Below are 25,277 nucleotides of genomic sequence, written 5' to 3'. Positions count from 1 at the left end.
CGCCCAGGAGTGCTCCTGAAGGCCTCTCCGGACGCGTTGCAGCTGCCCGGCCGTCATGCGACGGCCGGCAGCTGCGGTTCCGCTAGCTCGGAGTTGCCACCATGAAGTGGTTGGTCGTGAAGGCATCGAGCTGCGCGGTGGTGGCGCTGTGGAGCACCCTCGTAGCCGTGGTGCTCGCGTCGAGGACGACCTTGGCCGCCACGTTGCTGGTGATGTGGTTCGACGCCAGGTAGTTGTTGTCGCCGCTCTTGACCAGCACGATGGTCGGGGCCTGGCCCGCGGGCGTGATGTTCTGCGACGGGACGTCGAAGGAGAACTGATTGCCCGTCACAGTGTTCTTGTTCCCGGCGATGTGCACCATGCCGAACTTGTCGTCGAAGCGGGTGCTGGTGCCGTCTCCGTAGACCCGTCGGAAATGGTTGGCGGAGATCAGGTTCTCGGAGCTGTTGCCGAGCAGTGCGATCTGGCTGGGGAAGTTGCTGAGCAGTTTGTTGCCGGTGATGGAGGCGCGGTTCCCGCTGGACAGTGTGATGTTGCAGGCCCACAGGATGGTGTTGCCGGAAATGTGAAGCCCCTCGGCGTTCTCCGCGAAGACGGAGTAGCCGGCCCAGGCGCTGATCAGGAAGTTGTTGGTGATCTTGGCGACCTGTGACGCTCCCGTCAGTTCGATGCAGGAGCCGCACTCCGCGATGAAGTTGTTGGTGATGTTGGGGGCGTCCGCCCCCTTGATGACGAGGGCGTGTGCGAGGTACACGAAGCCCATGCCCTCGATGCGGACCGCGTCGTTGTCGGACTGGAACGAGATGCCGGTCTTGCCGTTGCCCGGAAGATAGGGCTTGGCGGCGTTCACCCCGTCGAGACAGAAGTCCTGGAAGACGATGCTGTTCAGCCGCCCGACCGTGGCGGGGGCCCCGGTTCGGCTGACCAGGAACGCTTCGTTGTGACCGTCGTTGTTCCTGACCCGGATGTGACTGGCGCCCGGAAGCGTCTCGACCCAGGACCCGGTCTGCGACTCGTCACGGATGGCCTCGGACAGGAACCCGTGGCCGGCCCCCTTGATCTGCAGGAAGCTGACATCGACGACCACCCGCGTCAGGAGGTCGTAGTGGCCGGGCGGGATGTAGATGACCGCGCCGGGTCTGGTGGTCTGCGTCGTCTGCTTCGACTTGATGTCGGCGATGATCTGGTTGATCACGGCGCCGATGTCCACGTACGGGGAGACCGTCGCTCCGGCCCATGTCGTGACGTCGTAGACAGTGTCTGCCATGTTCGTCCTTTCTTCAGCGGTCTGGTGCGGGTGTTGTGTGTGCGGGGTGCTCAGAGAAGGCCGACGATGGAGTGGTACGACGGGTGCGGGGGAGGCGGTGCGGACGGCTCGGCCGTTGCGGCCCGAGCGGTGCTGCGCTGTGCGGTGTTGAGGGACACCGCCGCTGTCAGAGCTCCCGTGAGCCCTGCGAGCACACTGCGACGTGAGATCCGCGGCTTTTCCTGATGCATGGCGGCTCCTGGACGAGGGATCGGGGTGTCCGTGTGTCCCGGTGCGGGCACCGACGCCCGCACCGGACGGAGCACACGGTCGTGCGGATCGGCTCCTTTCGACGGCTCAGCGGATCCCGCCGGCTCAGCGGATCGCGCCGGCGGTCATGCCCGAGATGACCTGACGCTGGAAGACCGCGTAGATGATCAGCTGAGGGACGAGCACGAGGGTCGCGGACGCCATCATCGCGCCGTAGTTGACGCTGTAGACGCCCTGGAACTGGGAGATCCCGAGCGAGACCGTCGTCAGCTCCGGCTTGTTGATCAACGTCACCGCGAAGGGGAACTCGTTCCACACGTAGATGACGTTGAGGATGGCGAGGGTGGCGACGACCGGGCGCATCAGCGGGAACACGACCTTCCACGCCATCGACCACAGCCCCACCCCGTCGATGACCGCCGCCTGCTCGATCTCCTCGGGGAACTCGCGAAGGAACCCGGTGAGGAGAAGGATGTTGAAGGGGATCGAGACGGCGATGTACGGCAGGATCAGCGCGGCATGCGTACCGAACAGACCCAGTGCGATGTCGAGCCGGTACACCGGGAAGAGCAGAATGTATACGGGTACGGCCAGGCCGGCCAGGAGGTAGTACCTCGTCGCGTTCTGGACGCCGCGTCGTCCGCTGCGGAAGACCATCCGCGTCAGAGCGAAGGCGGCCATGTAGGAGATGACCAGGCCGATGGTCACGGAGAACACCGCCAGGATCAGCGTGTTCTTGTACATGACCATCAGGTCGAGCGTTTCGAGGGCCTGTCGGTAGTTGGCGAGGCTGAGATCCGACAGGGAGAACGGGTGCGCCAGGATGTTCTCGTTGGTCTGGAACGACAGGAGCATGATCCAGAGCAGCGGCAGAAGGATCACGAAGGTGATCAGATAGGCGAGGGCCGACGCGATGATGCGGCCGCGGCGCGGGCGCCGGCCCGGCAGGGTCTTGGCGGGCAGGGTATTGGCGTGCGATGCGGTGCGTCGGGTGCTCGTCGTTGCGGTGCGCGGGGTGCTCGTCGTCTTCACGCCGCAGCCCTCCTCTTGAGGCCGAACAGGGTGGCGACGGCGGCGACGACGCCGATGACGAACACCACGACTGCCAGCGCCATGCCGTAGCTGTACTGCAGTGTGGTGAAGGTGACGTGGTACATGTAGCTCACCATGACCTCGGACAGATGGACCGGGCCGCCGCCGGTCAGGGCGTAGACCAGCTCGAAGATCTTGAAGACGCCGGTCACGACGAGGGCCGTGCAGATTCCGAACGACTCGCGCAGCATCGGCACCGTGATGTACCGGAGTTGCTGGAAGCGCGTCGCCCCGTCGAGGGTGCTGGCCTCCATCACGTCACGCGGCAGCATGCGGATGGCGGCGTAGAGGATGGTGACGATGAAGCCGATCTGCTGCCACAGATAGACGAACGCGACGGAGTAGGGGCTGAGGGTGCTCCCTCCGATCCACTGCGGCTGGACGGCTGCGCCGACCGCCTGCAGCACCGCGTTGACCAGGCCGATCTCGGGGTCGAGGATGAAGATCCAGATCAGCCCGACGAGAATCGGCGCCACGATCGCCGGCGCGAAGACGAGTGGTCTGAGGATCGCGCTTCCCTTGACGTTGCCGCTGAGCAGGACCGCCAGGAGGAACGCCAGGGGGACCAGGAGCGTCACCGCGACGCCGAGGATGATCCCGGTGTTCTGGACCGAGGTCCGGAACACGGTGTCCTGCGCCATCTCGCGGTAGTTGTCGAGTCCGGTGAACGTCGCCGGTGAGACGCCGTCGTAGCTGGTGAAGCTGTAATAGACCGAGTACAGGATCGGGTACACCATGTACACGGTGTAGAGGAGCAACGCCGGCGCGATCATGAGGGTGAAAGTCCGGCGTGTGGTGAGCCAGTTCATGCTGTCCTTGCCATTCGGACCAGGGTGGGCGGCCCTGGTCGTCTCCGGACGGCGTTCGCCGTCGGCTGCCTTGTGCCGTCGGCTACTTGAGGGTTCGCTGAACGAGCTGCACGGCGTCCTTCGGACTCATCGCACCGGACATCACGCCGTAGAGGCTGTCGTACATGGCGTTGGCGGTCTCGGCCGAGACGACCAGGTCCGGCTGTGCCTTGGGGCTCGACAGATCCTGCCGGGCGGCCTCCTCGAGCACGGCCCAGAACACGGAGGACTTGGCCTTGTCCACGATCGGCACGTAAGTGGTGACAGGCGGCTGCGCATTCTCGACCAGGATCTGCTGACCCTCGTCGCTGTAGTAGAACTGGAGGAACTTCTTGACGGCCGCGTACTTCTTCGGGTCCTTCTTGACCTTGGCGCTGGCGACGAGCGGCGCCGACGGGGCGTTCATCACCAGGTTCTGGTTGCCGACGCCGTCGGAGAAGGTGGGACCTGCCCAGAACCCGACGTTCTTGCCGACCGGGCTCTCCTGGATCTTCGCGGCGTCCCACACCCCGGAGTCGAGGAAGGCGGCCTGTCCGGAGGTGAACGAGGCGACCGCCTGGGTGTAGGTCTGCGTCGTCATGTTCGGCGGAAAGGCGCCGGCCTCGGCCAGGTCTTCGATGTGCTCGTAGAGGCGCAGGAAGTCGGGGTTGTCGTAGCTCTGCTTCTTGTCGAGGATCGCTTGGTACTTGTCCTCGTAGCCGAAGCGGTCGAGCATCGTGAGGAAGGCCCACACACTGAACGAGGAGTTGTTCGCGCCCTGGGCGATCGGCACGACGCCCTTGGCCTTCAGCTTCTTCACGGCGGCGAGCAGGTCGTCGTAGGTCCTGGGGACGGCGATGCCGTGCTCGTCCAGGATGGCCTTGTTGTAGTAGAAGCCGGTGACGAGCGCCTGGTAGGGGACGCCGTACTGGACGTTCCCCTGCTTGAAGCCCGAGAGCATATGGGGGGCGAACTTGGCGTCCAGCTCCTTCTCGGCGAGGACCGGCTGCAGATCGAGCAGGTCGCCGTTCTTCGCCATGTTCTTCGCCAGCGCGTTGTAGACCCAGAAGACCTCGGGCAGGGTGTCGCTCTGCGCCGCGATCGTCATCTGCTGCTGGTGCTGCTCCATCGGCCGGCCGACGAGCTTGACCTTCATCGTCGGGTTCTTCGCGTTGAACGCCTGGACGAGTTCGTATGTCGCGGGGTCCTGCTGCTGGATGTTCGGGTTGTGCATCGCCAGGGTGATCGCCCCGTCGGCGGAGGCGCCGGAGTCCGAGCCGCATGCCGTCACCATCGCGGCGGCCAGCGCCGTCGCCGTGACACCGCTTGCGAGCCGACGTATCCGCGGGGAGCGAGATCTGTCGGTCTCGCATGTCATCGTTGACATAGTGCTGCACCTTTCACTGACATCTTCTGAGGCGGGGTCTGCTGACTGCACCGAGACGGGCAGCCCGGATCGGCTGCTGGAGATGGCTTGGTGACGGCCGGCGCGGGGCTCCTGTGAGCGAGGCTCGCCGGGCGGGGCAAACGTTTCGATGAAAGATACTCAGCCGGATTCGCGTGTCAAGACTGTGTACCAACGGGATTTCCCGCACTGCGGGGAATACGGCTCACCGCCGCCGCGCGGGATCCCGTCGGGCGCTGACCAACGGGATCCCGCGCCCGTTGACGGCGCTGTCGCGGCGTGCCATCTTTTGCGTAAACGTTTCGATTACGTAAGGCGGAGATGGGCGAGTGGCAACGATCGTCGACGTCGCGCAGCTGGCGGGCGTCTCCACGTCCACCGTGTCTCACGTCCTCAACGCGACGCGCCCCGTCCGGGAGGACACCCGAGCACGCGTCGAGGCGGCGATCCGGGCCACGGGATACCGGCGCGACAGCGTGGCCCGGGCCATGCGCCGGTCACGGACCGACTCGATCGGCCTCGTCGTGTCGGACGTGACCCAACCCGCCTTCGCCGAAATGGTCCGGGGCGTCGAACACGAGGCGACTGCCGCCGGCCTCACGCTGCTGCTCGCGAACTCGGGCGAGGACCCCGCGCGCGAGCGGCGTGCGCTGGAAGTGCTGACCGAGCGCCGGGTGGACGGCCTGATCATCGCCCCGGTCGGCCGTTCACACCGCAAGGAGATGGCGGACATCCAGCAGCGGGGCACCCCTTTGGTCCTCATGGACCGGCTGGGGGGCCTCCGCGCCGATCAGGTGGGGGTCGAGAACACCGCCCCCATGCGCGACGTGGTCCTGCACCTCGTCGAGCACGGTCACCGGCGTATCGCGCTGGCGGCCGGCGACGCCTCGGTCCCGACCATCGCCGAACGGCGGCAGGGCTACCTGGACGCCCTCGACGAGGCGGGCATCGAGGCCGACGACTCGCTGATCCTCATGGGCAGCGGTCTCGCGCCCGACACCCGGCACAGCATGACCGGGCTCTTCCAGGCACCGGACCGTCCGACGGCCGTGGTGGCGGTGAGCACCGAATCCGCCGTCGGCGTGCTCGAGGCGGCACGGGCGCTGGATCTGCACGCCCCGCGCGACTTCGCGTTCGCCGCCTTCGACGGCTTTCCGAACGCGGACCTCTTCCGGCCTCGGATCAGCACCATCACGCAGCCCGCGTACGAAATCGGCAGCACAGCCATGCAGCTCCTGCTCGGCCGCCTGGAGGACGACACCAACAGCTACCGCTCCGTCCGGCTGGCGCCCGAGATCACGTACCGGGAGTCGTGCGGCTGCCCGGACTGACCCGGCGCCACCGGTCGGACGCCGCATGTCCGGTGCGCGAGACGTACCGGTGGCGGTGCGGAGCGTCAGGCGGCGGGGGAGGCCAGTCCCCCGCCGCCTGCAATCAGCGACTGACATATCACTGAAAGGCAGATGGTAATGCCCTCCCCTCCGGTCACCCCTGCGCCTCTTGCCGATCCGGCGCATCTCGCAGGTCCGACGCACCTCGGCGATCCGGCGCACCGGACCTCGCCCTGCGGGTGCTTGCCACCAGGCGGCACCAGATGACACGGGCCGTGTCCCTGCGCGGCGTCAGCAAGACGTACGCTCGCGCCGCCACTGCCGTCGACCGGTTCTCGCTCGACATCGCACCGGGAGAGTTCCTGGTCCTGCTCGGCCCCTCGGGCTGCGGCAAGTCCACCGTCCTGCGCATGATCGCGGGCCTGGAGGACATCACCGAGGGCGAGCTGCTGCTGGACGGCGCGTACGCCAACGACGTGCCACCGCGTGAACGCGGCATGGCCATGGTGTTCCAGAACTTCGCGCTCTACCCGAACATGACGAACCGGCACAACATCGGTTTCCCCCTCAAGCTGCAGCATCCGCACGAGGACCACAGCGCGCGCATCGAGGCAACCGCCCGGATGCTCGGGATCGACGACACCCTGGACTCCTACCCGAGTCAGTTGTCCGGCGGCGAGCGCCAGCGCGTCGCGATGGGCCGGGCCATCTCCCGGCGGCCGTCCGTCTTCCTGATGGACGAGCCGCTGTCCAACCTGGATGCCAAGCTCCGCAACCACCTGCGCGCCGAAATAGCCAAGCTGACCGCTGATCTGGGGGTCACCACGGTCTATGTGACGCATGATCAGGCCGAGGCGATGTCGCTCGGCGACCGGGTCGCGGTGATGCGCGCCGGTGTGCTCCAGCAGGTGAGCACTCCGCGCGAGACCTATGCGCTGCCCGCGAACGTGTTCGTCGCCGCCTTCATCGGCACCCCTCGCATCAATCTGCTCCAGGCCGTCGTTCACGCGCCGCTGGGGGAACGGATGTGTGTCGAACTCGGCCGGCAGAGACTGCCGCTGGCCGAACCGCTCAATAGCGACCACCAGTTGCTGCGCATCCAGCAAGGGCGGCCGGTCGTCGTCGGACTGCGTCCCGAGGCCGCCCGCATCGCCCCGCCCAGCCATGCCCGGCCCGGCGAGGTCCCGCTGACCGGCGTCGTCGAGCACACGGAGTACCAGGGCCACGAGGCCCTGGTGCATCTGAACACGGGCTCGCGCCGTGCGGTGGTGCCCGATCTGGAGTCGGCGCGGCCCGGTCCCGGCCGTCGGGGCCGTACGCCAGGCCGTCTCGGACGGATCAAGGAGCGAGCCAGGTCGCACGGAAAGCCCCAGGCGTCCGCTCCGGACGGGCCGAAGGGCCAGGCGCCGGGCGCGCACGCCCCGGATCGGGACATGATCACGGCCGGCGACCTGGTGCTGCGTACGGGACCGGACGTACGGCTGCGGGCGGGCGCCCAGGTGCCGCTGCTCGTGGACCTCGGGCAGCTGTACGTCTTCGACCGCCGCGGCCGGCGCATCTGCCCCGCTCCGACCGAGACTCCGGGGCTGTACGAGTAGGACGCGACGCGGTGCGTTCCGGGCGCCCTCCTGTGCCCGGAGGGGTGCGGCACCCCGTTGCCGGGGAACACGGGGACGGTCCCCGCGCCGGGTGCTGGGTGCGCGGGAACACCTCCCACGCAGGAAGCCGCGGGGAGTGCCGAGGCACGCGTTGCTTCCGGCGCTCGAGGCACAGGGGCCCGGGGCCTGCGACGGCAGACCACGGCCCCGTGGAAGGGCTCACCCGGAGTGAAGCGACCACCGGCAGCAACCACCAACGGCTCCTGCCCTGGTGAGCCACGGCCCCGTGGAAGGGCTCACCCGGAGTGAAGCGACCACCGGCAGCAACCACCAACGGCTCCTGCCCTGGTGAGCCACGGCCCCGTGGAAGGGCTCACCCGGAGTGAAGCGACCACCGGCAGCAACCACCAACGGCTCCTGCCCTGGTGAGCCACGGCCCCGTGGAAGGGCTCACCCGGAGTGAAGCGACCACCGGCAGCAACCACCAACGGCCCCTGCCCTGGTGAGCCACGACCCCGTAAGGGTCCACGACGGACAAGGGAGTTGAGGCATCCGACGCCTTGACACCCGTCGCGGCACGCGACAACAATCGGCGCAAACGTTTCGCGCAAACGTTTCGATAAGGAGGTGACGTGGCGACCATCGTCGATGTGGCGCAGTTCGCCGGGGTGTCCATCTCGACCGTCTCGCACGTCGTGAACGGCACCCGGCCGGTGGCGGAACGGACCCGCAGGCGGGTGCTGAAGGCCATCGAGCAGACCGGGTACCGCCAGGACACGCTCGCCCGTTCCCTGCGCCGCGCACGCAGCGACTCCATCGGACTCGTCGTCTCCGACGCCGGCCAGCCCACGTTCGCCGACATGGTCCGGGGCGTCGAGCACGAGGCGGCCCAGGCGGGATACACACTGCTCCTCGCGCACTCGGGGGAGGATCCCGCCCAGGAGGCCCGATCGGTCCAGGCGCTGGCGGCCCGGCGGGTGGACGGCCTCATCGTCGCCCCGGCAGCACAGTCGACGGGCGAGGAGACCGAGGCCGTGCGCCGCGGCGGGACGCCGGTGGTGATCCTCGACCGGATCGGCGAGTCCGGGACCGGCGACCAGGTCGGCGTGGACAACACCACGCCGATGCGCGAACTCGTGGAGCACCTGCTCGGGCACGGCCACCGCGGCATCGCCCTGGCCGCCGGAGACCTCGCGGTCTCCACCATGGCGGAGCGCCACCGCGGCTATACGCAGGCGCTTCGGGCAGCAGGCATCGAGCCGGACCCCGAGTTGGTGATCACCGGGTCGGGGCTGGCAGGGGAAACCCGCCTTTCGGCCCTCCGCATGCTCGGCGGCGAAGGGAGGCCGGACGCAGTGGCCTGTGCCAGTACCGAAACAGCGGTCGGAGTCATGGAGGCCGCCGCGGAGATCGGCCTGCGCATCCCGCGCGACCTCAAGCTCGCGGTGTTCGACGGCTTCCCGCAGTCCGACCTCTTCGAACCCCGTATCACCACCGTTGTGCAGCCGGCCTTCGACGTGGGAGTCACCGCGATGACCCTGCTGCTGCGACGGGTGAACGGCGACACCAGCGACGCGGGCGAGACGATCCGCCTCACGCCGCGTGTCATCTACCGCACCTCGTGCGGCTGCACCACGGGATAGCCCCTCAGCGGGCGGTGGCGGAGGCCAGTCCCCACCGTCCGAACGATCCGACATCAGCGACTGACATCACGAAAGGCATTCCCCATGTCTACTTCCCTTGGCGATCTGACCCGCCGGAAGGCGGCGCGCAGCGCCCGTACGTCGAGCTGGGACCAGCGCGGCCGCAACCAGGACTACTGGACGACCCCCGCGCACTCCAGCCGGGTCCTCGCCGACCTGGAAGGCCCGGGCCAGATCACGCACATCTGGATGACGCAGTTCTGCCGGAAGACGCTCGGACCCGGTCTGATCGACCCACTGGAGGCGGACACCGTCGCGCCGGTCATGGAGATCCACAACGCGCTCGGCGTCAACTGGGAGGAGCCGGACCCCGACTACTACCGCAAGGTCCTGATCCGCATCACCTGGGACGACGAGGAGGAGCCGGCCGTCCTCGTGCCGCTCGGCGACTTCTTCGGCGTGGGCCACTGCATGCCCAACAGCTACCAGTCAGCGCTCTTCACCGTCTCGGCCAAGCCCGAGGAGTCCCTGATCTTCGGCGGCAGCGCGGCGCTGAACTGCTGGGCGCCGATGCCGTTCAACAAGCGGGCCCGCATCGAGCTGGTCAACGAGAACGACCTGCCGATCCAGCAGTACTTCTACATCGACTACGAGCTGTTCCCCGAGGAACTGCCCGAGGACACCCTCTATTTCCACGCCCGCTGGAACCGCAGCAACCCGTGCAACGGCTGGGCCCCGGACATCCAGACCAACAGCCCCGAGGTGAACATCGTCGATGTGACCGGCGAGGACAACTACGTCATCCTCGACACCGAGGGCAGCGGCCACTACGTCGGCTGCAACCTCTCCGTCCACCACCGGCAGGGCAGTTGGTGGGGCGAGGGCAACGACATGATCTGGATCGACGACGACTTCCTGCCCGACGGATCCACCGTCTGGCCGCCTTCCCTGCACGGCACCGGCACCGAGGACTACTTCAACCACGCCTGGGGCATGCAGAAGAACGCCTACCTCTACCACGGCGCGATCCTCCACGAGGCCGACGTCCCGGGCTACTCCGTCAACTACCGTTTCCATGTGACCGATCCGGTCCGCTTCGAGGAACGCATCAAGGTCTCCATCGAGCACGGCCACGGCAACCATCTGAGCGACGACTGGGCCTCGACCGCCTACTGGTACCAGACGCTCCCCTCGCCGAAGGCCTCCATACTGCCGCTCGAGCAGCGTCTGCCGGTACGCCCCGCCGGCCTGCCCATGCCCACCCCGGCCCCCCGCGCCGGCGCCGTCGCCGAGGAGATCGCCCAGATGCGGGAACGCTACCGGGCCCGTTTCGAACGGCACATGGAGCACCTCGCCGAGCGCACCCGCCTGCGCGGGGAGCGTTCGCTGCAGGAGTCCGAGGCCAACACCAAGCAGGCCGCGGACGTGCGGCACCGCTACGACGAGCGCACCCGTGGCTGACCCCGTGGACGCCGTCGAACGGCCCCCTGCCGTGTCCGGTCCGCCGGGGGACCCGCACTTTCCGGCGCTGCACCTGCGCCCGCCGCACAACTGGCTGAACGACCCCAACGGGCTGGTCTTCCACGACGGCCACTACCACGTCTTCTTCCAGTACAACCCGGGAAGCGCCCGGCACGCCGACATGCACTGGGGGCACTTCCGCAGTGCCGACCTCCTCACCTGGGAGCTGCTGCCCATCGCCCTGGCCCCCACCCCCGGCGGGGAGGATGCGGGGGGAGTGTGGTCGGGCAATGCCGTCGAGGCGGACGGCGAGCTCGTCGCCTTCTACTCGGCCCGGCACGCCGACCGCTGGTACCAGCCGGTCGCCCGGGCGGTGTCCCGGGACGGCGGTCTGACCTTCGCCAAGCACGAGCGGCTGCTCGTCGCCGAGCCGCCCGCCGGGACCACCATGTTCCGCGACCCCTTCGTGTGGCGGGACGGCGAGCGCTGGCGCATGCTCGTCGGCGCCGCCCTGGAGGACGGTCGCGGCGCGGCCGTGCAGTACTCCTCCACCGACCTGGTCGAGTGGGAGGACCAGGGCGTCTTCCTGACCCGGGAGCCCGAGCCGCTGCCCGGCGGTGGCAACACCGAGGAGGGCTGGGAGTGCGCCCAGTACGCGTACTTCCCCGACGGCCGCGGGGCGGTGCTGGTCAGTGCCTGGGACCCGGCCGAAGGGGCGCTGTGCACGGCGGCCTGGCCGGGGCACGAGGAGAACGGGGCGTTCGTCGCCGGCTCCCCCCGCCGTCTCGACCACGGACCGGACTTCTACGCGCCGGCGCTGCTGCCCGCCCCCGACGGCCGCCGGCTGATGTGGGCCTGGATCTGGGAGGCACGGGACGAGGAACGGGTCGGCGCCCCCAGCACGTGGACGGACGAGGTGGGCTGGGCCGGAATGCTGTCCCTGCCGCGTGAGGTGACGCTCGGCGACGACGGGGAAATCCTGCAGCGCCCCGCCCGGGAGGTCGACCGGCTGCGCCGGGACCGCCGCGTCGACGCGACGGGTGAGGCGCGCGCCGATCGGCCTGCCGACCTGGGTGGGATCGGTCCCGCCTGCGACATCGTCGCCCGCCTCTCAGCCGCAGGAGGCCTGCGGCTGATCACCGACGCGGCCGGCGGCGAGTACCTGGACATCGTCCGCGACCCCGACACCGGTGAGGTGGTCGTCGACCGGTCCCATGCCTCGCTCGAACCGCGTGCCAAAGGCGGCAGTTGGCGGCTGCCCGCGCAGCCGGGGCCGGTGGACCTCCGTGTCGTCCTCGACCACTCCGTCGTCGAGGTGTTCACGGCCGACGGACAGGCGCTCAGCCTCCGCTTCTACCCCGTCGGCGGCGCCCCCTGGCGCCTGCAGGCGACGGCGACGGGCTCGGGTCCGGCCCACTACGCCGTCGAGGCATGGGATCTCGCCGGCGTGCAGATCCACGACAAGCGGCCGGAGTACGACAAGCGGCCGGAAGGCGACAGGCGGCTGGAATCGGAGCGGGCGTCATGACCGCCGTCGTCATCGGCGAATCGCTGGTCGATCTCGTGTGGCGCAGCGGGGGCACAACGATCGTCCCCATCCCCGGCGGCAGTCCCGCCAATGTCGCGGTCGGCCTGCACCGCCTGGAGCGTCCCGTCCGCCTCACCTCCTGCTGGGGCGACGATCCGCCCGGCGTGCTGGTGCGTGACCACCTGTACGCCACCGGTGTGCCCATCGACCGTGCGGAATCCGCCTCGGGCCGCACCACGCTGGCCCTGGCCTACGTCGACGACGCCACCGGTGCCGCCACGTACGACTTCCTGGCCACCTGGGATCCGCTGCTGCCGGAGTTGCCATCCGATGCCACGCTCCTCCACACCGGTTCCCTGGCCATCGTGGTGGAGCCGGGTGCCGACCGCGTCGTGCAGGCCTGTCGCGCGATCCGGTCCCGGCCCGGCGGAGCAGTCGCCGTGGATCTGAACGTACGTCCCCGTGTCCAGCCGGACCGGGCCGCCTACCGGCGTGCGGTCGAGCGGATCGTGGCGACCGCCGATGTGGTCAAGGCGAGCGACGAGGATCTGGCCTGGCTGTATCCGGACCGGCAGCCGGTCGACGCCGCCCGCGAGCTGATCGGCATGGGCCCCCGCCTGGTGGTGACCACGATCGGCGCCGAGGGCGCCCGTGGTCTCCTCGCCGGCGCGGAGGTCACGGTGGCGGCGCCGCCGGTGAAGGTCGTCGACACCATCGGTGCGGGCGACGCCTTCCAGGCGGCGCTGCTCGCGGGGCTGCTCCTCCCCCGCGAGGACGGCACCCACCGGGTGCACCTGCCCGAGGACCGGGACGCCCTGGAGCATCTGCTGCGCCAGGCCGTGTCCGCCGGCGCGCTCGCCTGCGAACGGGCCGGCGCCCAGCCGCCCACCCGGGCACAGCTGGACGCCGCCCTCGGCGTCGCTCCGTAGCGCCGGCAGCGTGCGGCCCTTCCGTGCGGCGGGCCGTCCTCGGCGGACGGCCCGCCGCACGGGGGTGAACCGTCCCTCGGAGGTGTTCGGCGGACCGGGGTCACGACGCCTGGCCCCGGTCCGCGGAACACCCCTCGCCTTCCCACCACTTCACCGGGAGACGCATGCCCATGTCCGTTCCCTCCTTCTCCCTCGGAGACGACCTGCTCGGCCGGGCCGCCAAGCACCGCCGGGCCCGCTCGGCGCGCGTGGCCAGCTGGGACCACACCGGCCTGAACGAGGACGCGTTCGTCGTCATGCCGGGCGAGACCGCGGTCCTGGCCGACCTCGAAGGTCCCGGGGCCATCACCCACCTCTGGTTCGTCCAGGGCTGCCGGCTCGTTCTCGGCCCCGGCCCGTTCGACGCCCGGCAGGCCGGCACCGCGATGGTCGAGTTCAACAACGCCCTCGGCTATCAGCTCCCGCTGGCACTTGGCCGACCCCCTCCGCTTCGAGGAGCGCATCAAGGTCACCATGGAGCACGGCCACGCCAACCATCTGTCGGACGACTGGGCCTCGACCGCGTACTGGTACCAGACCCTCCCCGGACCCCGCTTCGACGTCCCACCGGTCGGTCTGCGTCTCCCGCGCCGCCCGGACACCCCGTCGATGAAGGACCTCCCGGCCCCCGACCGTGGCCGTCTCGACGCGCTGCGCAAGGCGATGTACGAGCAACGCGACGCCCGGATGGCCGACTTCGCGGCGCAGCGTCAGGAATGGCTTGGAGCGCCGCGCGGAGGAGTCGCGGCAACGGTCGGCGAGCAACGCGCAGTACGCACGCGAGGTACGGCGCCGGTTCCTCAGCCGAGCGGGGTCAGGAACGTGAGCACGGACTCCTTCTCGTTGATCAACGGCTGGAGCTCCTTGTTGAACGGCGGGCCGTAGGGTGCTGCCAGATGGGCCCGGAAGGCGGCCTCGTCCTCGTACACCTCGAAGATCCAGTACGCCAGGGGATCGGATTCCTTGGTGTACACCTCGAACGCCAGGTTCCCTGGCTCCTCACGGACGCGGACGGCGTAGTCCTTGACCAGCTCGGCGACGCGTTCCTCGTTTCCGGGGCGCACGGTGAACTCGGCCAGCAGAGTCTTCTTCATGCCCTGTTTCCTGTCTCTCGCCGGCGCACCGGCATGGCGGAACGGTGCGGGGCGGGCGCCGGTTCCGGCACTCCGCCCCGCACCGTCAACGTACCTGCCGGGGCGTTCGGCCGGAGTACGACTGCACCTGCCAGGCCGTGACGCTGTCCAGGCGGGCGGAGCGCCCGGAACGGGCAGCCGGCACAACGCAGACGCCCGAACCGCGCCGTGTTGATCCTCGGGCGGTTCGGGCGGTCGGCTTCCGTGGCCGCATCGACTCAGTGCGCCGCTGCGGCTCTGTGGGTCTCGGCCCCGGCGTTTGCCTCACCGGGGCGCTGCGGAACGAGCAGCCGTTCCACGAGGTGACCGAAGACCAGTCCGAATCCGGCCCAGAGGGAGAGCTGGACGGCGAGGGACGCGAGGCGGAACTGCCAGAGGACAGCAGCCGGGAAGCCCTCCGGCGCCTCGTTGAACGACGGCAGGAAGGCGTAGGCGAGACCAATGGCGACGACGAATCCGGCCACGGCAGCGACGGTCGCGTTCCAGTTGCCCAGCCGGGGTGCCAGCCGCTTGCCGAAAATGACCGCGGCGACGGCGAGCAGCACGCTGAGCGCGATCAACAGGAAGTACAGGGCCGTGCGCCGGCCGATCGTGCCGGGATCACCGACGGCCGGCGGATTGGCCGGGTACTTCAGGAAGGGGACGACGCAGACGGTCAGCGCCGCGCCCAACGAGATCAAGCCCGCGGTCGCGCGTGGGCCGATGCGGCCGAAGCGGCCGAGCGCGACGCAGAACGCCAGGGCGGCGATACCCCCCAGGGCGACGCCGGTCAGCAGGATGCCGGTGGCGAGTCCGGCCGTGGACTGTACGGCACGGCTGACCAGTTCCTCCTCGCCATGGCTGTGGCTGCCCTGTTCCTCGAAGGCGATGGCCGCGTCCACAGGAGGCTCGCCGAGCAGATAGGCGACGGCGAAGGCGAGCACGCCGGCGAGGAGACCGGCGAGCATGCCGCGTACGAGCAGGGCTCTGACGGGTACGGAGTTCATGAGTGGCTACCTCTGACTTCAGCGGTTGTCAGTGGCAGGGGAAGCCGAGCAGATGACGGCCGTCGTGGACCCACTCGTGGACGTTCTCGCCGGAGAGGAGTGCGACGGCGCCCTGTTCCGCGCCGACGAAGTACAGGACGACGAGCATGAGGACGCCGACGAACAGCGCCCAAGGGGCGATCGCCTTCAGCGAGATGGGGGTGATGGCCGGTGCGGCGGGGGTGGCCGGCGCGGGGGCAGCGGAGAGTGCCATGGCAGAACCTCCTGGGGAACACGCGTCCCGATCGTTGGTGCCTTGGACGACGGTTGCGGGTCTGACTCGCCTGTCCCGATCTCGTACGTGAGGGCAGGCTTCACAGTGGCGCGACCGTGCCGGATTCTCACCGGACTTCCGTCACACCGTCGTCATGTCCACGTGAAAGTACCGCGTCGCGACCTGCAGCGCTACGGCGCACGGGCCCGTACTCGTGTGCCCTTAGTCTCTATGCGACACGGAAGGGGAGAGGGAGAGATGCCGGTACGCGTGATGCTGGTGGCACCCGCCGTCAATGAGGGTTTGCGCCAAGCGCGTTTCGGTGGGGACAGTCCCCTGGACGAGGTCGGGAAGCAGCAGGCGCGCGCGGCCGCAGCCGGGCTTCCCCAGTCGACCATGCAGACGTCTTCCCCCTCGCTCCGCTGCCGTCAGACGGCCACCGTGCTCGGTCTGAACGCCCAGCCCCTGACGGAGTTGGACGATCTGGACATGGGGCGCTGGCACGGGAGGTCGCTGGAAGAAGTGACCGAGTCGGAGCCGCAGGCAGTTGCCGCCTGGCTCTCGGACCCCGATGCGGCGCCTCACGGGGGTGAGTCGTTGACCAGGCTCGTCGGTCGCGTCGGTGCCTGGCTGAACGACCGTGCCGAGGGCACGGAAAGAGTGCTGGCCGTGGTGGAACCGGCGGTGATCCGCGCGGCCCTCGTCCACGCGCTGGGCCTTCCGCCGCAGGTGTTCTGGCGGCTCGATGTACGGCCGCTGTCACTGACCGAGATCACCGGCCGGGCCGGGCGCTGGAACCTGCACTGCGGAAGGCCGTTGGCTCCGGTCGCAGCGACCACCGGGCCGTGAGGATGTCCCTGCGGACGCGCTCACGTCGCACCCGACGAGCTGCTGCCTCCATGCCCTGACCGCAGACGGCTCCCTGCCCTCCGAAGCTGCGGTCCGCCGACTCGTCACGGTCACTCCGGCCGGGCTCCGCCCCGCGCGTTGAACCCTCGGTCCGTGATGCCCGGGACGGTGCTGTCGGCGACGGTGAAGGAGCCCGATTACGATGCGGGGCATGACTCAGCAGGCGTGGCGCGTGAACCGGCCCAGTGGGGTCCGGGCGTACGTGCTGCTCGTGCTGGCTGTGCTGGCCGGTGTGGTGGCCATGCACGGACTGGGGCCCACCGTCCCGTCGGCGCCCTCCCGTGCCGCCCACAGCGCGCATCCGACGGCCACGGCCGGGGTCCTGGAGCACACCGACGCTTCACGCTGTGACGAGTGCCTTCACGTCGATCACGGCAACGGCGATGCGGGCGGACACACCGAGCATGCCGACGCCACCTGTGCGGCCGGCGGCACGGCCGGAGCACCCGCGCTTCCTGCCCTGGCCCTGGCCGGATCCGTCGCCTGCCCGACCTCGGACACACCCACAGCCGTTTCCGCGGCGACGCTCGGCGGTCGCGCTCCGCCGTCGTTGAGCGAACTGCAACTCCTGCGCATATAGGCCGTCTTGGCGTGCCCGGTCACTGTGACCGGCGCCGTCTCCGACAGCCATGCCTGACCCCGTGAAGACACAGGAGTCGCACCACCATGACCGCACACCGTTCCATGATCCGCCGAGCCGCCGCCGTGGCGGCCGCAGGCGCAGCCGCCGTCGTACTCGCCGCCTGCGGCGGGGGAGACGACAACTCGTCCGGCCACAGCGGCCACGACAAGTCCCCGCCGCCGACCGCGTCGGCCTCCGCCCGCCAGGGCGACCACAACGCGGCGGACGTCTCCTTCGCGAAGGGCATGATCCCTCACCACCGGCAAGCGATCGAGATGGCCGACCTGGCGGAGTCCCGCGCAGGGTCCGCGGAGGTCAAGACGCTGGCCGCAGAGATCAGGAAGGCGCAGGACCCGGAGATCAAGACGCTGTCCGGGTGGCTCACCTCCTGGGGTGAGGAAGTCCCCGAGGAGGGCGAGGGCGGCGAGCACGCCGGGCACTCCATGTCCGGGATGATGACCGCCGAGGAGATGGCCGAGCTGGAGAAGGCGTCCGGCGAGGCCTTCGACACCGCATTCCTCGAGATGATGGTCGAGCACCACGAAGGTGCCGTCGAGATGGCCAGGACGGAACAGTCCGACGGCTCGTACCAGCCCGCCAAGGACATGGCCGGCGACATCATCGCGTCCCAGAGCGCCGAGATCACGCGCATGAACGAGCTGCTCCGCAAGAACTGACCGCCGAAGCGTCGCGCAGCGGGGACGGCCCACCCGTCCCCGCTGCCTCGCGCCCCGGCGACCACCGACTTCCACGGTCGGCGAAGACCCCTCACGTGGTTCCGCCATGGATCACACCGCCCTGGACGGTCGTGCGGGCTCACCGGTCCGTGGATTTCCAGGCGGCCGGGCCCGATAGCCTGGGGCAATGCTCTCCGAAGTCACAGCGACCCGCTACGTCACGCCTTTGCGTGAGGGCGGTTCGCTCCCCGGGATCGTCGAGGCCGACGATCTCGGCACCTACGTCATGAAGTTCACGGGCGCGGGGCAAGGCCGCAAGACGCTGGTCGCCGAGGTCGTCTGCGGGCAGCTCGGGCGGCGGCTGGGGCTGCGCGTGCCCGATCTCGTCGCCATCCAGCTCGACCCCGTCATCGGACTCTCCGAGCCCGACCAGGAGGTGCAGGAGCTGCTCAAGGCCAGCGGCGGCCTCAACCTCGGCATGGACTACCTGCCCGGATCGCTCGGCTTCGACCCGCTCGCCTACGAGGTCGACGCGCGGGAGGCGGGCAGGATCGTCTGGTTCGACGCCCTGATCAACAACGTCGACCGCTCCTGGCGCAACCCCAACATGCTCGTGTGGCACGGGGATCTGTGGCTCATCGACCACGGCGCCACCATGATCTGGCACCACAACTGGCCGGGCGCCGCCGCCTCCGCCGACAAGCCGTACGACGCCTCCGACCACGCGCTGGCCCGCTTCGGTCCCGACATCGCCGCGGCCGCCGCCGAGCTCGCTCCCCGCGTCACCGAGGAGCTGCTGACCGAGGTCGCGGCCGACGTGCCCGACGAGTGGCTGGTCGACGAGCCCGGCTTCGACTCCACGGACGCCCTGCGCCGCGCCTACGTCGAGGCGCTGCTGCCGCGTGCGGCGAGCATCCACGAGCGCATCACCCTGGACGCCCCCGCGAAGCCCAGGCAGCCGCAGCCGCCCGGCTGGCTGACCGAGCACCTGACGGAGTGGCCGCACCCGGCCAAGAAGAGCAAGGACACCGACCGGTGAGCGAGAGGGACGTCTTCGAGTACGCGCTGCTGCGTGTGGTGCCCCGGGTCGAGCGCGGGGAGTGCTTCAACGCGGGTGTCGTCGTGTACTGCCGGGCGAGGACCTTCGTGGCCGCCCGTACCCATCTGGACGTGGCCAAGCTGAAGGCACTCGACCCCGAGGCGGACGTCACCGGCGTGCGCGCCGCGCTGCACGCCGTCGAGGGTGTCTGCCGCGGCGGGGAGGACGCGGGTCAGGCGGGGCGCGACGACGCCGGGCGGCGCTTCCGCTGGCTGATCGCCCCCCGGTCCACCGTCGTCCAGCCGGGCCCCGTGCACACCGGTCTGACGCTCGACCCCGAGGCGGAGGTGGAGCGGCTGCTGGACCTGCTGGTGCGCTGAGAACCCGTCCGAGCCGGTGTGATGTCCGACGCCGCGCCCTGGTGCCGTTGACACCGGGTGCCAGGGCTTCTAGCGTCCTTTCTGCCGAGGTACTAAGCGGTCGCTCAGCGCATGAGCCGGGAGCGGCCGCCCCGGGGACCCGGCTCAGGCATTGACGGGCTTCAAGGGCGAGGAGAACCAGAATGTCCACCACCGAGCAGCGCGTGGCTGTCGTGACCGGAGCCGCGCGCGGCATTGGCGCCGCCACCGCCGTCAGGCTGGCGGCCGAGGGCCGCGCCGTGGCCGTACTCGACCTCGACGAGGCCGCGTGCAAGGACACGGTCGAGAAGATCACCGCGGCCGGCGGCAAGGCCGTCGCCATCGGCTGCGACGTCTCCGACGCCGCACAGGTGGGGGCCGCCGTCGCCCGCGTCGCCGAGGAGCTCGGCGCGCCCACGATCCTGGTCAACAACGCCGGCGTGCTCCGCGACAACCTGCTGTTCAAGATGAGCGAGTCCGACTGGGACACGGTGATGAACGTGCACCTCAAGGGCGCGTTCCTGATGGCCAAGGCGTGCCAGAAGCACATGGTGGACGCCGGCTTCGGCCGTATCGTCTCGCTTTCGTCGTCCTCCGCCCTGGGCAACCGGGGCCAGGCCAACTACTCCGCTGTCAAGGCGGGTCTGCAGGGCTTCACCAAGACCCTGGCCAAGGAACTCGGCAAGTTCGGCATCACGGCCAACGCCGTTGCGCCGGGCTTCATCGTCACCGAGATGACCGCCCAGACCGCGGCCCGGATGGGCATGGGCTTCGAGGAGTTCCAGGCCGCGGCGGCGAGCCAGATCCCCGTCGCGCGGGTCGGCCGCCCCGAGGACATCGCGAATGCGATCGCCTTCTTCACAGGCGACGACGCCGGCTTCGTCTCCGGCCAGGTCATGTACGTGGCCGGCGGCCCGCTCAACTGATGCGGGGGACGACGGACATGGCAGAGGTACACGGAGCAGGGGAGCGGCACGTGCCGGACAGCGGAAAGGTCGCACTGGTCACGGGTGCGAGCCGGGGCATCGGATACGGCATCGCCGAGGCGTTCGTCGCCCGCGGCGACCGGGTGTGCATCACCGGGCGCGGTGAGGAGGCGCTCAAGGAGGCCGTCGAGCGGCTCGGCGCCGACCGGGTCATCGCGGTGGCGGGCAAGGCCCACGACGAGGCGCACCAGGCGGCCGCGGTCGAGCGCACCATGGAGGCGTTCGGCCGGGTGGACTTCCTGGTGAACAACGCGGGTACGAATCCGGTCTACGGTCCCATCGCCGAGCTCGACCTGAACGTGGCGCGCAAGGTCTACGAGACCAACGTGATCTCGGCGCTCGGCTTCGCCCAGCAGACCTGGAAGGCCTGGCAGAAGGAGAACGGCGGTGCGATCGTGAACATCGCCTCCATCGCCGGCGTCTCCGCTTCCCCGTTCATCGGCGCCTACGGCATGAGCAAGGCGGCCATGGTCAACCTGACCCTCCAACTGGCGCACGAGTTCGCGCCGGCCGTACGGGTCAACGCGATCGCCCCCGCGGTGATCAAGACCAAGTTCGCCGAGGCTCTGTACGAAGGCCGCGAGGCCGAGGCGGCCGCCGCGTACCCCATGGGCAGGCTCGGGGCGCCCGAGGACATCGGCGGCGCGGCCGCGTTCCTCACCTCCGACCAGGCGGGGTGGATCACGGGACAGACACTCGTCGTGGACGGCGGTATGTTCCTCAACGCGGGTGTGCACTGACGCCCACCGGCCCAGCCTGAGCGGTTTTGTGCCGCAATGATCCAAGTGCCCCGCCGGACCACCAGCTTGCTCCGGCGGGGCGCTGCGGTATGGTCTGCCGACCCATGGCTGAACGAGGAGCGTGCACGTGTTCTACCGGACCTGTCTGCAGGCCGCTGCAGCCCTAGCGTCCATATCTCTGCTGGCGGGATGCGGCCTTTTCTCCGACGAGGACTCCGGCGGTGAGCGGAAGGTGGCGGTCGGCACGACGAGTGAGCCCAGCACACTCGACCCGGCCGCGGCCTGGGACGGCTCGTGGGAGCTGTACCGGAACGTCTTCCAGACGCTGGTCAGCTTCCCGACGGGCTCCACGACCCCGCAGCCGGACGCGGCGGAGGGCTGCCGCTTCTCCGACGCCGCCAACAAGGTCCTCGAGTGCAAGCTCCGCTCCGGTCTGACCTTCACCAACGGTGAGAAGCTGGACGCGGCGGCGGTCAAGCACTCCATCGACCGGATCAGGACGATCGACGCACAGGGCGGTCCCGTCGGACTGCTCGGCTCCCTCGACAGGATCGAGGCGACCGACGACCGCACGGTGACCTTCCGGCTCAAGACGTCGGACGCCACGTTCCCGTTCATCCTCGCCACCCCGGCCATGTCGATCGTCCCGCCGTCGGAGTACCCCGCCGACAAGCTCCGCGAGGACGGGAAGCTGACCGGTTCCGGCCCGTACGCCCTGGACTCCTACGCCAAGGGCGAGCATGCCGAGCTGAGCCGGTTCAGCAAGTACAAGGGCTTCGCCAAGATCCAGAACGACGCCGTCACGATCCGGTACTACCAGGACTCGGACGTGATGATGCAGGCCCTCAAGGACCGGAAGATCGACGCGATCAACCGTGGTCTGACCGCCGAGGAGGTCGTCGAGCTCCAGGAGAAGAAGCCGGAGAACGACCACCTCCAGCTCGTCGAGACCGTCGGCGCCGACATCCGCTACCTGGTCTTCAACCCGAAGGACCCCTACGCGGGCAAGCTCGCCGTACGCCAGGCGATCGCCCAGGTCATCGACCGCGGGGCGCTGGTCGAGAAGGTCTACCACGGCACGGCCGAGCCGCTGTACTCGATGGTCCCCAAGGGCATCGCCGGCCACACCACCGGGTTCTTCGACCGCTTCGGCGAGCCCAATGTGACCAAGGCCAGGGAGATCCTCGAGGACGCCGGGATCACTGAGCCGGTGCCGCTGTCCTTCTGGTACACCACGGACCGCTACGGCTCCTCCACGGCGCCCGAGTTCGCCGAGCTCAAGCGGCAGCTCGACGAGACGGGCCTGTTCAAGATCACGGTCCAGGGCAAGCCCTGGTCGGAGTTCCAGGCGGGCTACCAGGCAGGCGAGTACCCGGTCTTCGGCCGAGGCTGGTTCCCCGACTTCCCGGACCCCGACAACTTCATCGCTCCCTTCGTCGGCCCCAAGAACGTGCTCGGCACCCCGTACAACAGCCCCGAGATCACCGACCAGCTGCTGCCCCAGTCCCGGCGCGAGAGCGACCGCGGAGCGGTCACCACCCAGTTCGAGCGGGCCCAGGAGATCCTGGTCCAGGACGTGCGGCTGCTGCCCCTGTGGCAGGGCAAGCTGTACGTGGCGGCGAACGAGGAGATCGGCGGCGGCGAGCGTGCCCTCGACCCGCAGACCGTCATGCAGATGTGGGAGCTGTACCGCAAGAAGAGCTGGTAAGCGGATTGTCAGTGGCGGCAGGTAGGTTCTGGGATCTCGGCTCCGAGATCTCGGAACCGCCTGCTGTCTACCGGAGGTTGTTGACGTGACCGACACCGACATGCTGCCCGAGTCCTGGCGCGGCGTCCTCGGCGAAGAGCTCCAGAAGCCGTACTTCAGGGAGCTCACCGAATTCGTCGAGAAGGAGCGGGCGAACGGTCCGGTGTACCCGCCGCGCGACGAGGTGTTCGCCGCACTGGAGGCCACGCCGTACGACCGGGTCAAGGTGCTCGTCCTCGGGCAGGACCCGTACCACGGCGAGGGCCAGGGCCACGGGCTGTGCTTCTCGGTCCGCCCGGGTGTGAAGACCCCGCCCTCCCTGCGGAACATCTACAAGGAGATGCAGGCCGAGCTAGGCCACCCCGTCCCGGACAACGGCTACCTGATGCCCTGGGCCGAGCAGGGCGTCCTCCTGCTCAACGCGGTGCTGACCGTCCGCGCCGGCGAGCCGAACTCCCACAAGGGCAAGGGCTGGGAGAAGGTCACCGACGCCGTGATCAGCGCCGTCGCCTCGCGGCCGGACCCGGCGGTCTTCGTCCTGTGGGGCGCCTACGCCCAGAAGAAGCTGCCGCTGATCGACGAGACGCGCCACGTGGTCGTCAAGGGCGCGCACCCCTCGCCCCTGTCGGCGAAGAAGTTCTTCGGCTCCCGGCCCTTCACGCAGATCAACGAGGCGATCGCGGCACAGGGCCACGACCCGATCGACTGGCGGATCCCCGACCTCGGCTGACCGTTCACACTCCGGGCTGACGGGCTCGGGCGATGCGCCCGAGCCTGTGCCGGATTGCCCGGGACGGCGGCTAGCGTCGGTACGTCGTAAGCGAGCCAGCGAGCCGTTCGGACGTGGGAGAGCACCGTGGTGGACGAGCAGGAGACGTCAGGGGACGCCGTCATGACCCGGATCGGGCAGGCGGTCATGCTGCTCCACGGCGGCGACCGCGAGGAGGCGCGGCTGCGGTTCGCCTCGATCTGGGCGGAGATCTCGGACGCCGGCGACGCCCTGCACCAGTGCACCCTGGCCCACTACATGGCCGACGCCCAGGACGACCCGGCCGACGAACTGGCCTGGGACCTGCGCGCCCTGGCCGCGGCGGAGGGACCGAGCGAGGAGCGGACGGCCCGGCACGAGCAGTCGCTCGCCGTGCGGGCCTTCTACCCCTCGCTGTACCTGAATCTCGCCGCCGACTACATCAAACTGCGCCACCCGGAGGCCGCACGGGTCCACCTGGACCGGGCGCGCGCGGCGACGGATGCCCTGGCGGACGACGGGTACGGGAACGGGGTACGGGCCGCGATCGACCGCCTGGAGCGCGCACTGGGCGCGGACTGAGGGTCAATTGCCGTATGCCTGACGGCAGATGCGGGCCTCGGGGCTGTCGGCGCGCCACCCGCCGTAGTTCTGACCGAGGTCGCAGACGTCGCCCCGGTCCACGGGGATCTCGGGCAGCGGCGGCAGCTTCGGCCGGGGCACGGCAGGAGCCTGCGGCGCGCGGCTGTGCGGACGGGGCGGCGGGGCCTGCGGGGGCCGTGCGGGCATGGCGGCCTTCTCGCGAAGACGGGCCGGGGGTGATGTCGCTGCCTCGGTCCGCTTCGGCAGGGCGGCCTCCAGGGCGTCGCGGGCGGGTCCCTGGACGATCTGGGGTTCCACCACCTTGTCCGGCTGTCCGGCTGGGGAACCGGTCGGTCCGGGAGCGCGCTGCGCCTCCACGGAGACGCAGCCGGTCGCGGCGCACGCCGCCACCCCGACCAGGACCATTGCTGTGATCGATGTTCGCTGCACCCGCGCAACTCTGCTGTGCGGAAGGGCGTTTGCCGGGGAGTACAGGCCGTAAATGGCCCGCACGGGTGAAGCGGCTTTCAGCCGGACTGCCGGGAGTGGCTCATTCGCCGGTGGCGCCGTCGATGCGCTCGCGCAGCAGGTCGGCATGGCCGTTGTGCCGGGCGTACTCCTCGATCATGTGCGTGATGATCCAGCGCAGGTTGTAGCTGCGTTCCCCGGACGTCCTGCCCGCGCTGAGGTCGTCGAGCCCCAGCCCTGCGGCCGCCTGGCGGGCGGCGGCCACCTCGCAACGCCAGTCGGCGAGCGTCCGGTCCCAGGTGACCTCCTCGGTGACACGGAAGTCCCCGTCCGGGTCCTCCTCGCTGTAGTAGAGGGCGCCGATGTCCTCGCCGGCCATGACCTGGCGGAACCACCAGCGCTCGACGTCCGCGAGGTGGCGTACGAGGCCCATCAGGGTCAGGGACGACGGCTCGGCCGATGCCGTCCTCAGCTGTTCGTCGCTCAGGCCGGCGCACTTGGAGATCAGGGTTTCGCGGTGGTAGTCCAACCAGCCCTCCAGCATGTCGCGTTCGGCTGCGGTGGTGGACGGTTCGGTGCGCTCGACTGTGGTCATGGCGGCCATCCTCGTGCAGGAGGGG

Annotated in this window: 26 protein-coding genes, 1 pseudogene and 1 riboswitch; of the genes and pseudogenes, 17 read left to right on the top strand and 10 right to left on the bottom strand. The window is 69.5% G+C overall.

Going from position 1 to position 25,277, the window contains the following annotated elements:
• Positions 1-82: 82 nt before the first annotated feature.
• The 5 genes from HW130_RS29870 to HW130_RS29850 all read right to left on the bottom strand — a co-directional run bounded on the left by HW130_RS29870 (position 83) and on the right by HW130_RS29850 (position 4,822).
• Positions 83-1,267, bottom strand: a complete 1,185-nt coding sequence (locus HW130_RS29870; protein ID WP_177152880.1) for a NosD domain-containing protein — start codon at positions 1,265-1,267, stop codon at positions 83-85.
• 50 nt (positions 1,268-1,317) lie between these two features.
• Positions 1,318-1,497, bottom strand: a complete 180-nt coding sequence (locus HW130_RS29865) for a hypothetical protein (protein WP_177152879.1) — start codon at positions 1,495-1,497, stop codon at positions 1,318-1,320.
• Positions 1,498-1,621: 124 nt separating this feature from the next.
• Complete coding sequence (locus HW130_RS29860; RefSeq protein WP_309140625.1) at positions 1,622-2,548, bottom strand: carbohydrate ABC transporter permease; 927 nt, start codon at positions 2,546-2,548, stop codon at positions 1,622-1,624.
• On the bottom strand, positions 2,545-3,417 hold the full coding sequence (locus HW130_RS29855; RefSeq protein ID WP_177152878.1) for a carbohydrate ABC transporter permease: 873 nt from the start codon (positions 3,415-3,417) through the stop codon (positions 2,545-2,547). Before HW130_RS29855 ends, HW130_RS29860 begins: the two co-directional genes overlap by 4 nt.
• An 82-nt stretch (positions 3,418-3,499) precedes the next feature.
• Positions 3,500-4,822 carry an ABC transporter substrate-binding protein gene (locus HW130_RS29850; RefSeq protein ID WP_177152877.1) on the bottom strand — a complete coding sequence of 441 codons (1,323 nt, stop codon included), beginning with the start codon at positions 4,820-4,822 and terminating at the stop codon, positions 3,500-3,502.
• A gap of 347 nt (positions 4,823-5,169) precedes the next feature.
• On the opposite strand from HW130_RS29850, the gene HW130_RS29845 reads away from it, so the two are divergent.
• The 7 genes and pseudogenes from HW130_RS29845 to HW130_RS29815 form a co-directional block, all read left to right on the top strand.
• Positions 5,170-6,171 (top strand): LacI family DNA-binding transcriptional regulator, encoded by a 1,002-nt coding sequence (locus HW130_RS29845; protein WP_177152876.1) that lies wholly within the window; start codon positions 5,170-5,172, stop codon positions 6,169-6,171.
• A 263-nt stretch (positions 6,172-6,434) separates the two neighbouring features.
• Positions 6,435-7,769 (top strand): ABC transporter ATP-binding protein, encoded by a 1,335-nt coding sequence (locus HW130_RS29840; RefSeq protein ID WP_177152875.1) that lies wholly within the window; start codon positions 6,435-6,437, stop codon positions 7,767-7,769.
• Positions 7,770-8,401: 632 nt separating this feature from the next.
• On the top strand, positions 8,402-9,412 hold the full coding sequence (locus tag HW130_RS29835) for a LacI family DNA-binding transcriptional regulator (protein WP_177152874.1): 1,011 nt from the start codon (positions 8,402-8,404) through the stop codon (positions 9,410-9,412).
• An 84-nt stretch (positions 9,413-9,496) separates the two neighbouring features.
• Positions 9,497-10,873, top strand: a complete 1,377-nt coding sequence (locus HW130_RS29830; protein ID WP_177152873.1) for a glycoside hydrolase family 172 protein — start codon at positions 9,497-9,499, stop codon at positions 10,871-10,873.
• Positions 10,866-12,401, top strand: a complete 1,536-nt coding sequence (locus tag HW130_RS29825; protein ID WP_309140624.1) for a glycoside hydrolase family 32 protein — start codon at positions 10,866-10,868, stop codon at positions 12,399-12,401. The genes HW130_RS29830 and HW130_RS29825 overlap by 8 nt, the downstream gene beginning before the upstream one ends.
• On the top strand, positions 12,398-13,330 hold the full coding sequence (locus HW130_RS29820; RefSeq protein ID WP_177152872.1) for a PfkB family carbohydrate kinase: 933 nt from the start codon (positions 12,398-12,400) through the stop codon (positions 13,328-13,330). Before HW130_RS29825 ends, HW130_RS29820 begins: the two co-directional genes overlap by 4 nt.
• A 390-nt stretch (positions 13,331-13,720) precedes the next feature.
• Positions 13,721-14,254, top strand: a pseudogene (locus HW130_RS29815) (DUF2961 domain-containing protein); the annotation flags it as partial.
• Here HW130_RS29815 and HW130_RS29810 read toward each other — a convergent pair.
• The 3 genes from HW130_RS29810 to HW130_RS29800 all read right to left on the bottom strand — a co-directional run bounded on the left by HW130_RS29810 (position 14,170) and on the right by HW130_RS29800 (position 15,741).
• A complete protein-coding gene (locus HW130_RS29810; RefSeq protein WP_177152871.1) occupies positions 14,170-14,463 on the bottom strand; it encodes a putative quinol monooxygenase in 294 nt (97 codons plus the stop codon). The pseudogene HW130_RS29815 and the gene HW130_RS29810 overlap by 85 nt on opposite strands.
• Positions 14,464-14,720: 257 nt before the next feature.
• On the bottom strand, positions 14,721-15,488 hold the full coding sequence (locus HW130_RS29805; RefSeq protein ID WP_177152870.1) for a CbtA family protein: 768 nt from the start codon (positions 15,486-15,488) through the stop codon (positions 14,721-14,723).
• A gap of 28 nt (positions 15,489-15,516) precedes the next feature.
• Complete coding sequence (locus HW130_RS29800) at positions 15,517-15,741, bottom strand: CbtB-domain containing protein (protein WP_177152869.1); 225 nt, start codon at positions 15,739-15,741, stop codon at positions 15,517-15,519.
• A 59-nt stretch (positions 15,742-15,800) separates the two neighbouring features.
• Positions 15,801-15,881: riboswitch (cobalamin riboswitch) on the bottom strand.
• Positions 15,882-15,972: 91 nt separating this feature from the next.
• Between HW130_RS29800 and HW130_RS29795 the strand changes: the two genes are divergently transcribed.
• The 10 genes from HW130_RS29795 to HW130_RS29750 all read left to right on the top strand — a co-directional run bounded on the left by HW130_RS29795 (position 15,973) and on the right by HW130_RS29750 (position 24,189).
• Positions 15,973-16,590: a histidine phosphatase family protein gene (locus tag HW130_RS29795; RefSeq protein ID WP_177152868.1), complete on the top strand. Its 618-nt coding sequence runs from the start codon at positions 15,973-15,975 to the stop codon at positions 16,588-16,590.
• A gap of 211 nt (positions 16,591-16,801) precedes the next feature.
• Entirely contained in the window at positions 16,802-17,230 is a 429-nt protein-coding gene (locus HW130_RS29790) for a DUF6153 family protein (protein ID WP_177152867.1), read from the top strand.
• 86 nt (positions 17,231-17,316) lie between these two features.
• The gene (locus HW130_RS29785) at positions 17,317-17,949 is read left to right on the top strand and encodes a DUF305 domain-containing protein (protein WP_177152866.1); all 633 of its coding nucleotides are present in this window, start codon (positions 17,317-17,319) and stop codon (positions 17,947-17,949) included.
• Between the two features lie 187 nt (positions 17,950-18,136).
• A complete protein-coding gene (locus HW130_RS29780; RefSeq protein ID WP_177152865.1) occupies positions 18,137-18,988 on the top strand; it encodes a HipA family kinase in 852 nt (283 codons plus the stop codon).
• The gene (locus tag HW130_RS29775) at positions 18,985-19,368 is read left to right on the top strand and encodes a DUF3037 domain-containing protein (protein ID WP_177152864.1); all 384 of its coding nucleotides are present in this window, start codon (positions 18,985-18,987) and stop codon (positions 19,366-19,368) included. The genes HW130_RS29780 and HW130_RS29775 overlap by 4 nt, the downstream gene beginning before the upstream one ends.
• A gap of 182 nt (positions 19,369-19,550) precedes the next feature.
• Positions 19,551-20,312, top strand: coding sequence for a 3-oxoacyl-ACP reductase FabG (fabG, locus tag HW130_RS29770; protein ID WP_177152863.1), 762 nt, complete (start codon positions 19,551-19,553; stop codon positions 20,310-20,312).
• A 17-nt stretch (positions 20,313-20,329) separates the two neighbouring features.
• Positions 20,330-21,112 (top strand): SDR family oxidoreductase, encoded by a 783-nt coding sequence (locus HW130_RS29765; protein WP_177152862.1) that lies wholly within the window; start codon positions 20,330-20,332, stop codon positions 21,110-21,112.
• A 127-nt stretch (positions 21,113-21,239) separates the two neighbouring features.
• A complete protein-coding gene (locus HW130_RS29760; RefSeq protein WP_177152861.1) occupies positions 21,240-22,820 on the top strand; it encodes an ABC transporter substrate-binding protein in 1,581 nt (526 codons plus the stop codon).
• Between the two features lie 85 nt (positions 22,821-22,905).
• Positions 22,906-23,589: a uracil-DNA glycosylase gene (locus tag HW130_RS29755; RefSeq protein WP_177152860.1), complete on the top strand. Its 684-nt coding sequence runs from the start codon at positions 22,906-22,908 to the stop codon at positions 23,587-23,589.
• Positions 23,590-23,715: 126 nt separating this feature from the next.
• Positions 23,716-24,189 (top strand): hypothetical protein, encoded by a 474-nt coding sequence (locus HW130_RS29750; RefSeq protein ID WP_177152859.1) that lies wholly within the window; start codon positions 23,716-23,718, stop codon positions 24,187-24,189.
• Positions 24,190-24,192: 3 nt separating this feature from the next.
• On the opposite strand, the gene HW130_RS29745 is transcribed toward HW130_RS29750, so the two are convergent.
• Entirely contained in the window at positions 24,193-24,639 is a 447-nt protein-coding gene (locus tag HW130_RS29745) for a hypothetical protein (protein WP_177152858.1), read from the bottom strand.
• 100 nt (positions 24,640-24,739) lie between these two features.
• A complete protein-coding gene (locus tag HW130_RS29740; RefSeq protein ID WP_177152857.1) occupies positions 24,740-25,252 on the bottom strand; it encodes a DinB family protein in 513 nt (170 codons plus the stop codon).
• Positions 25,253-25,277: the final 25 nt, after the last annotated feature.

Origin of the sequence: Streptomyces sp. PKU-EA00015 (assembly GCF_013387495.1) — a bacterium.
In the GTDB taxonomy this organism is placed as follows: domain Bacteria; phylum Actinomycetota; class Actinomycetes; order Streptomycetales; family Streptomycetaceae; genus Streptomyces.
The sequence above is the reverse complement of the archived record's forward strand: the minus strand, read 5'-3'. Positions and strand labels throughout refer to the sequence as shown.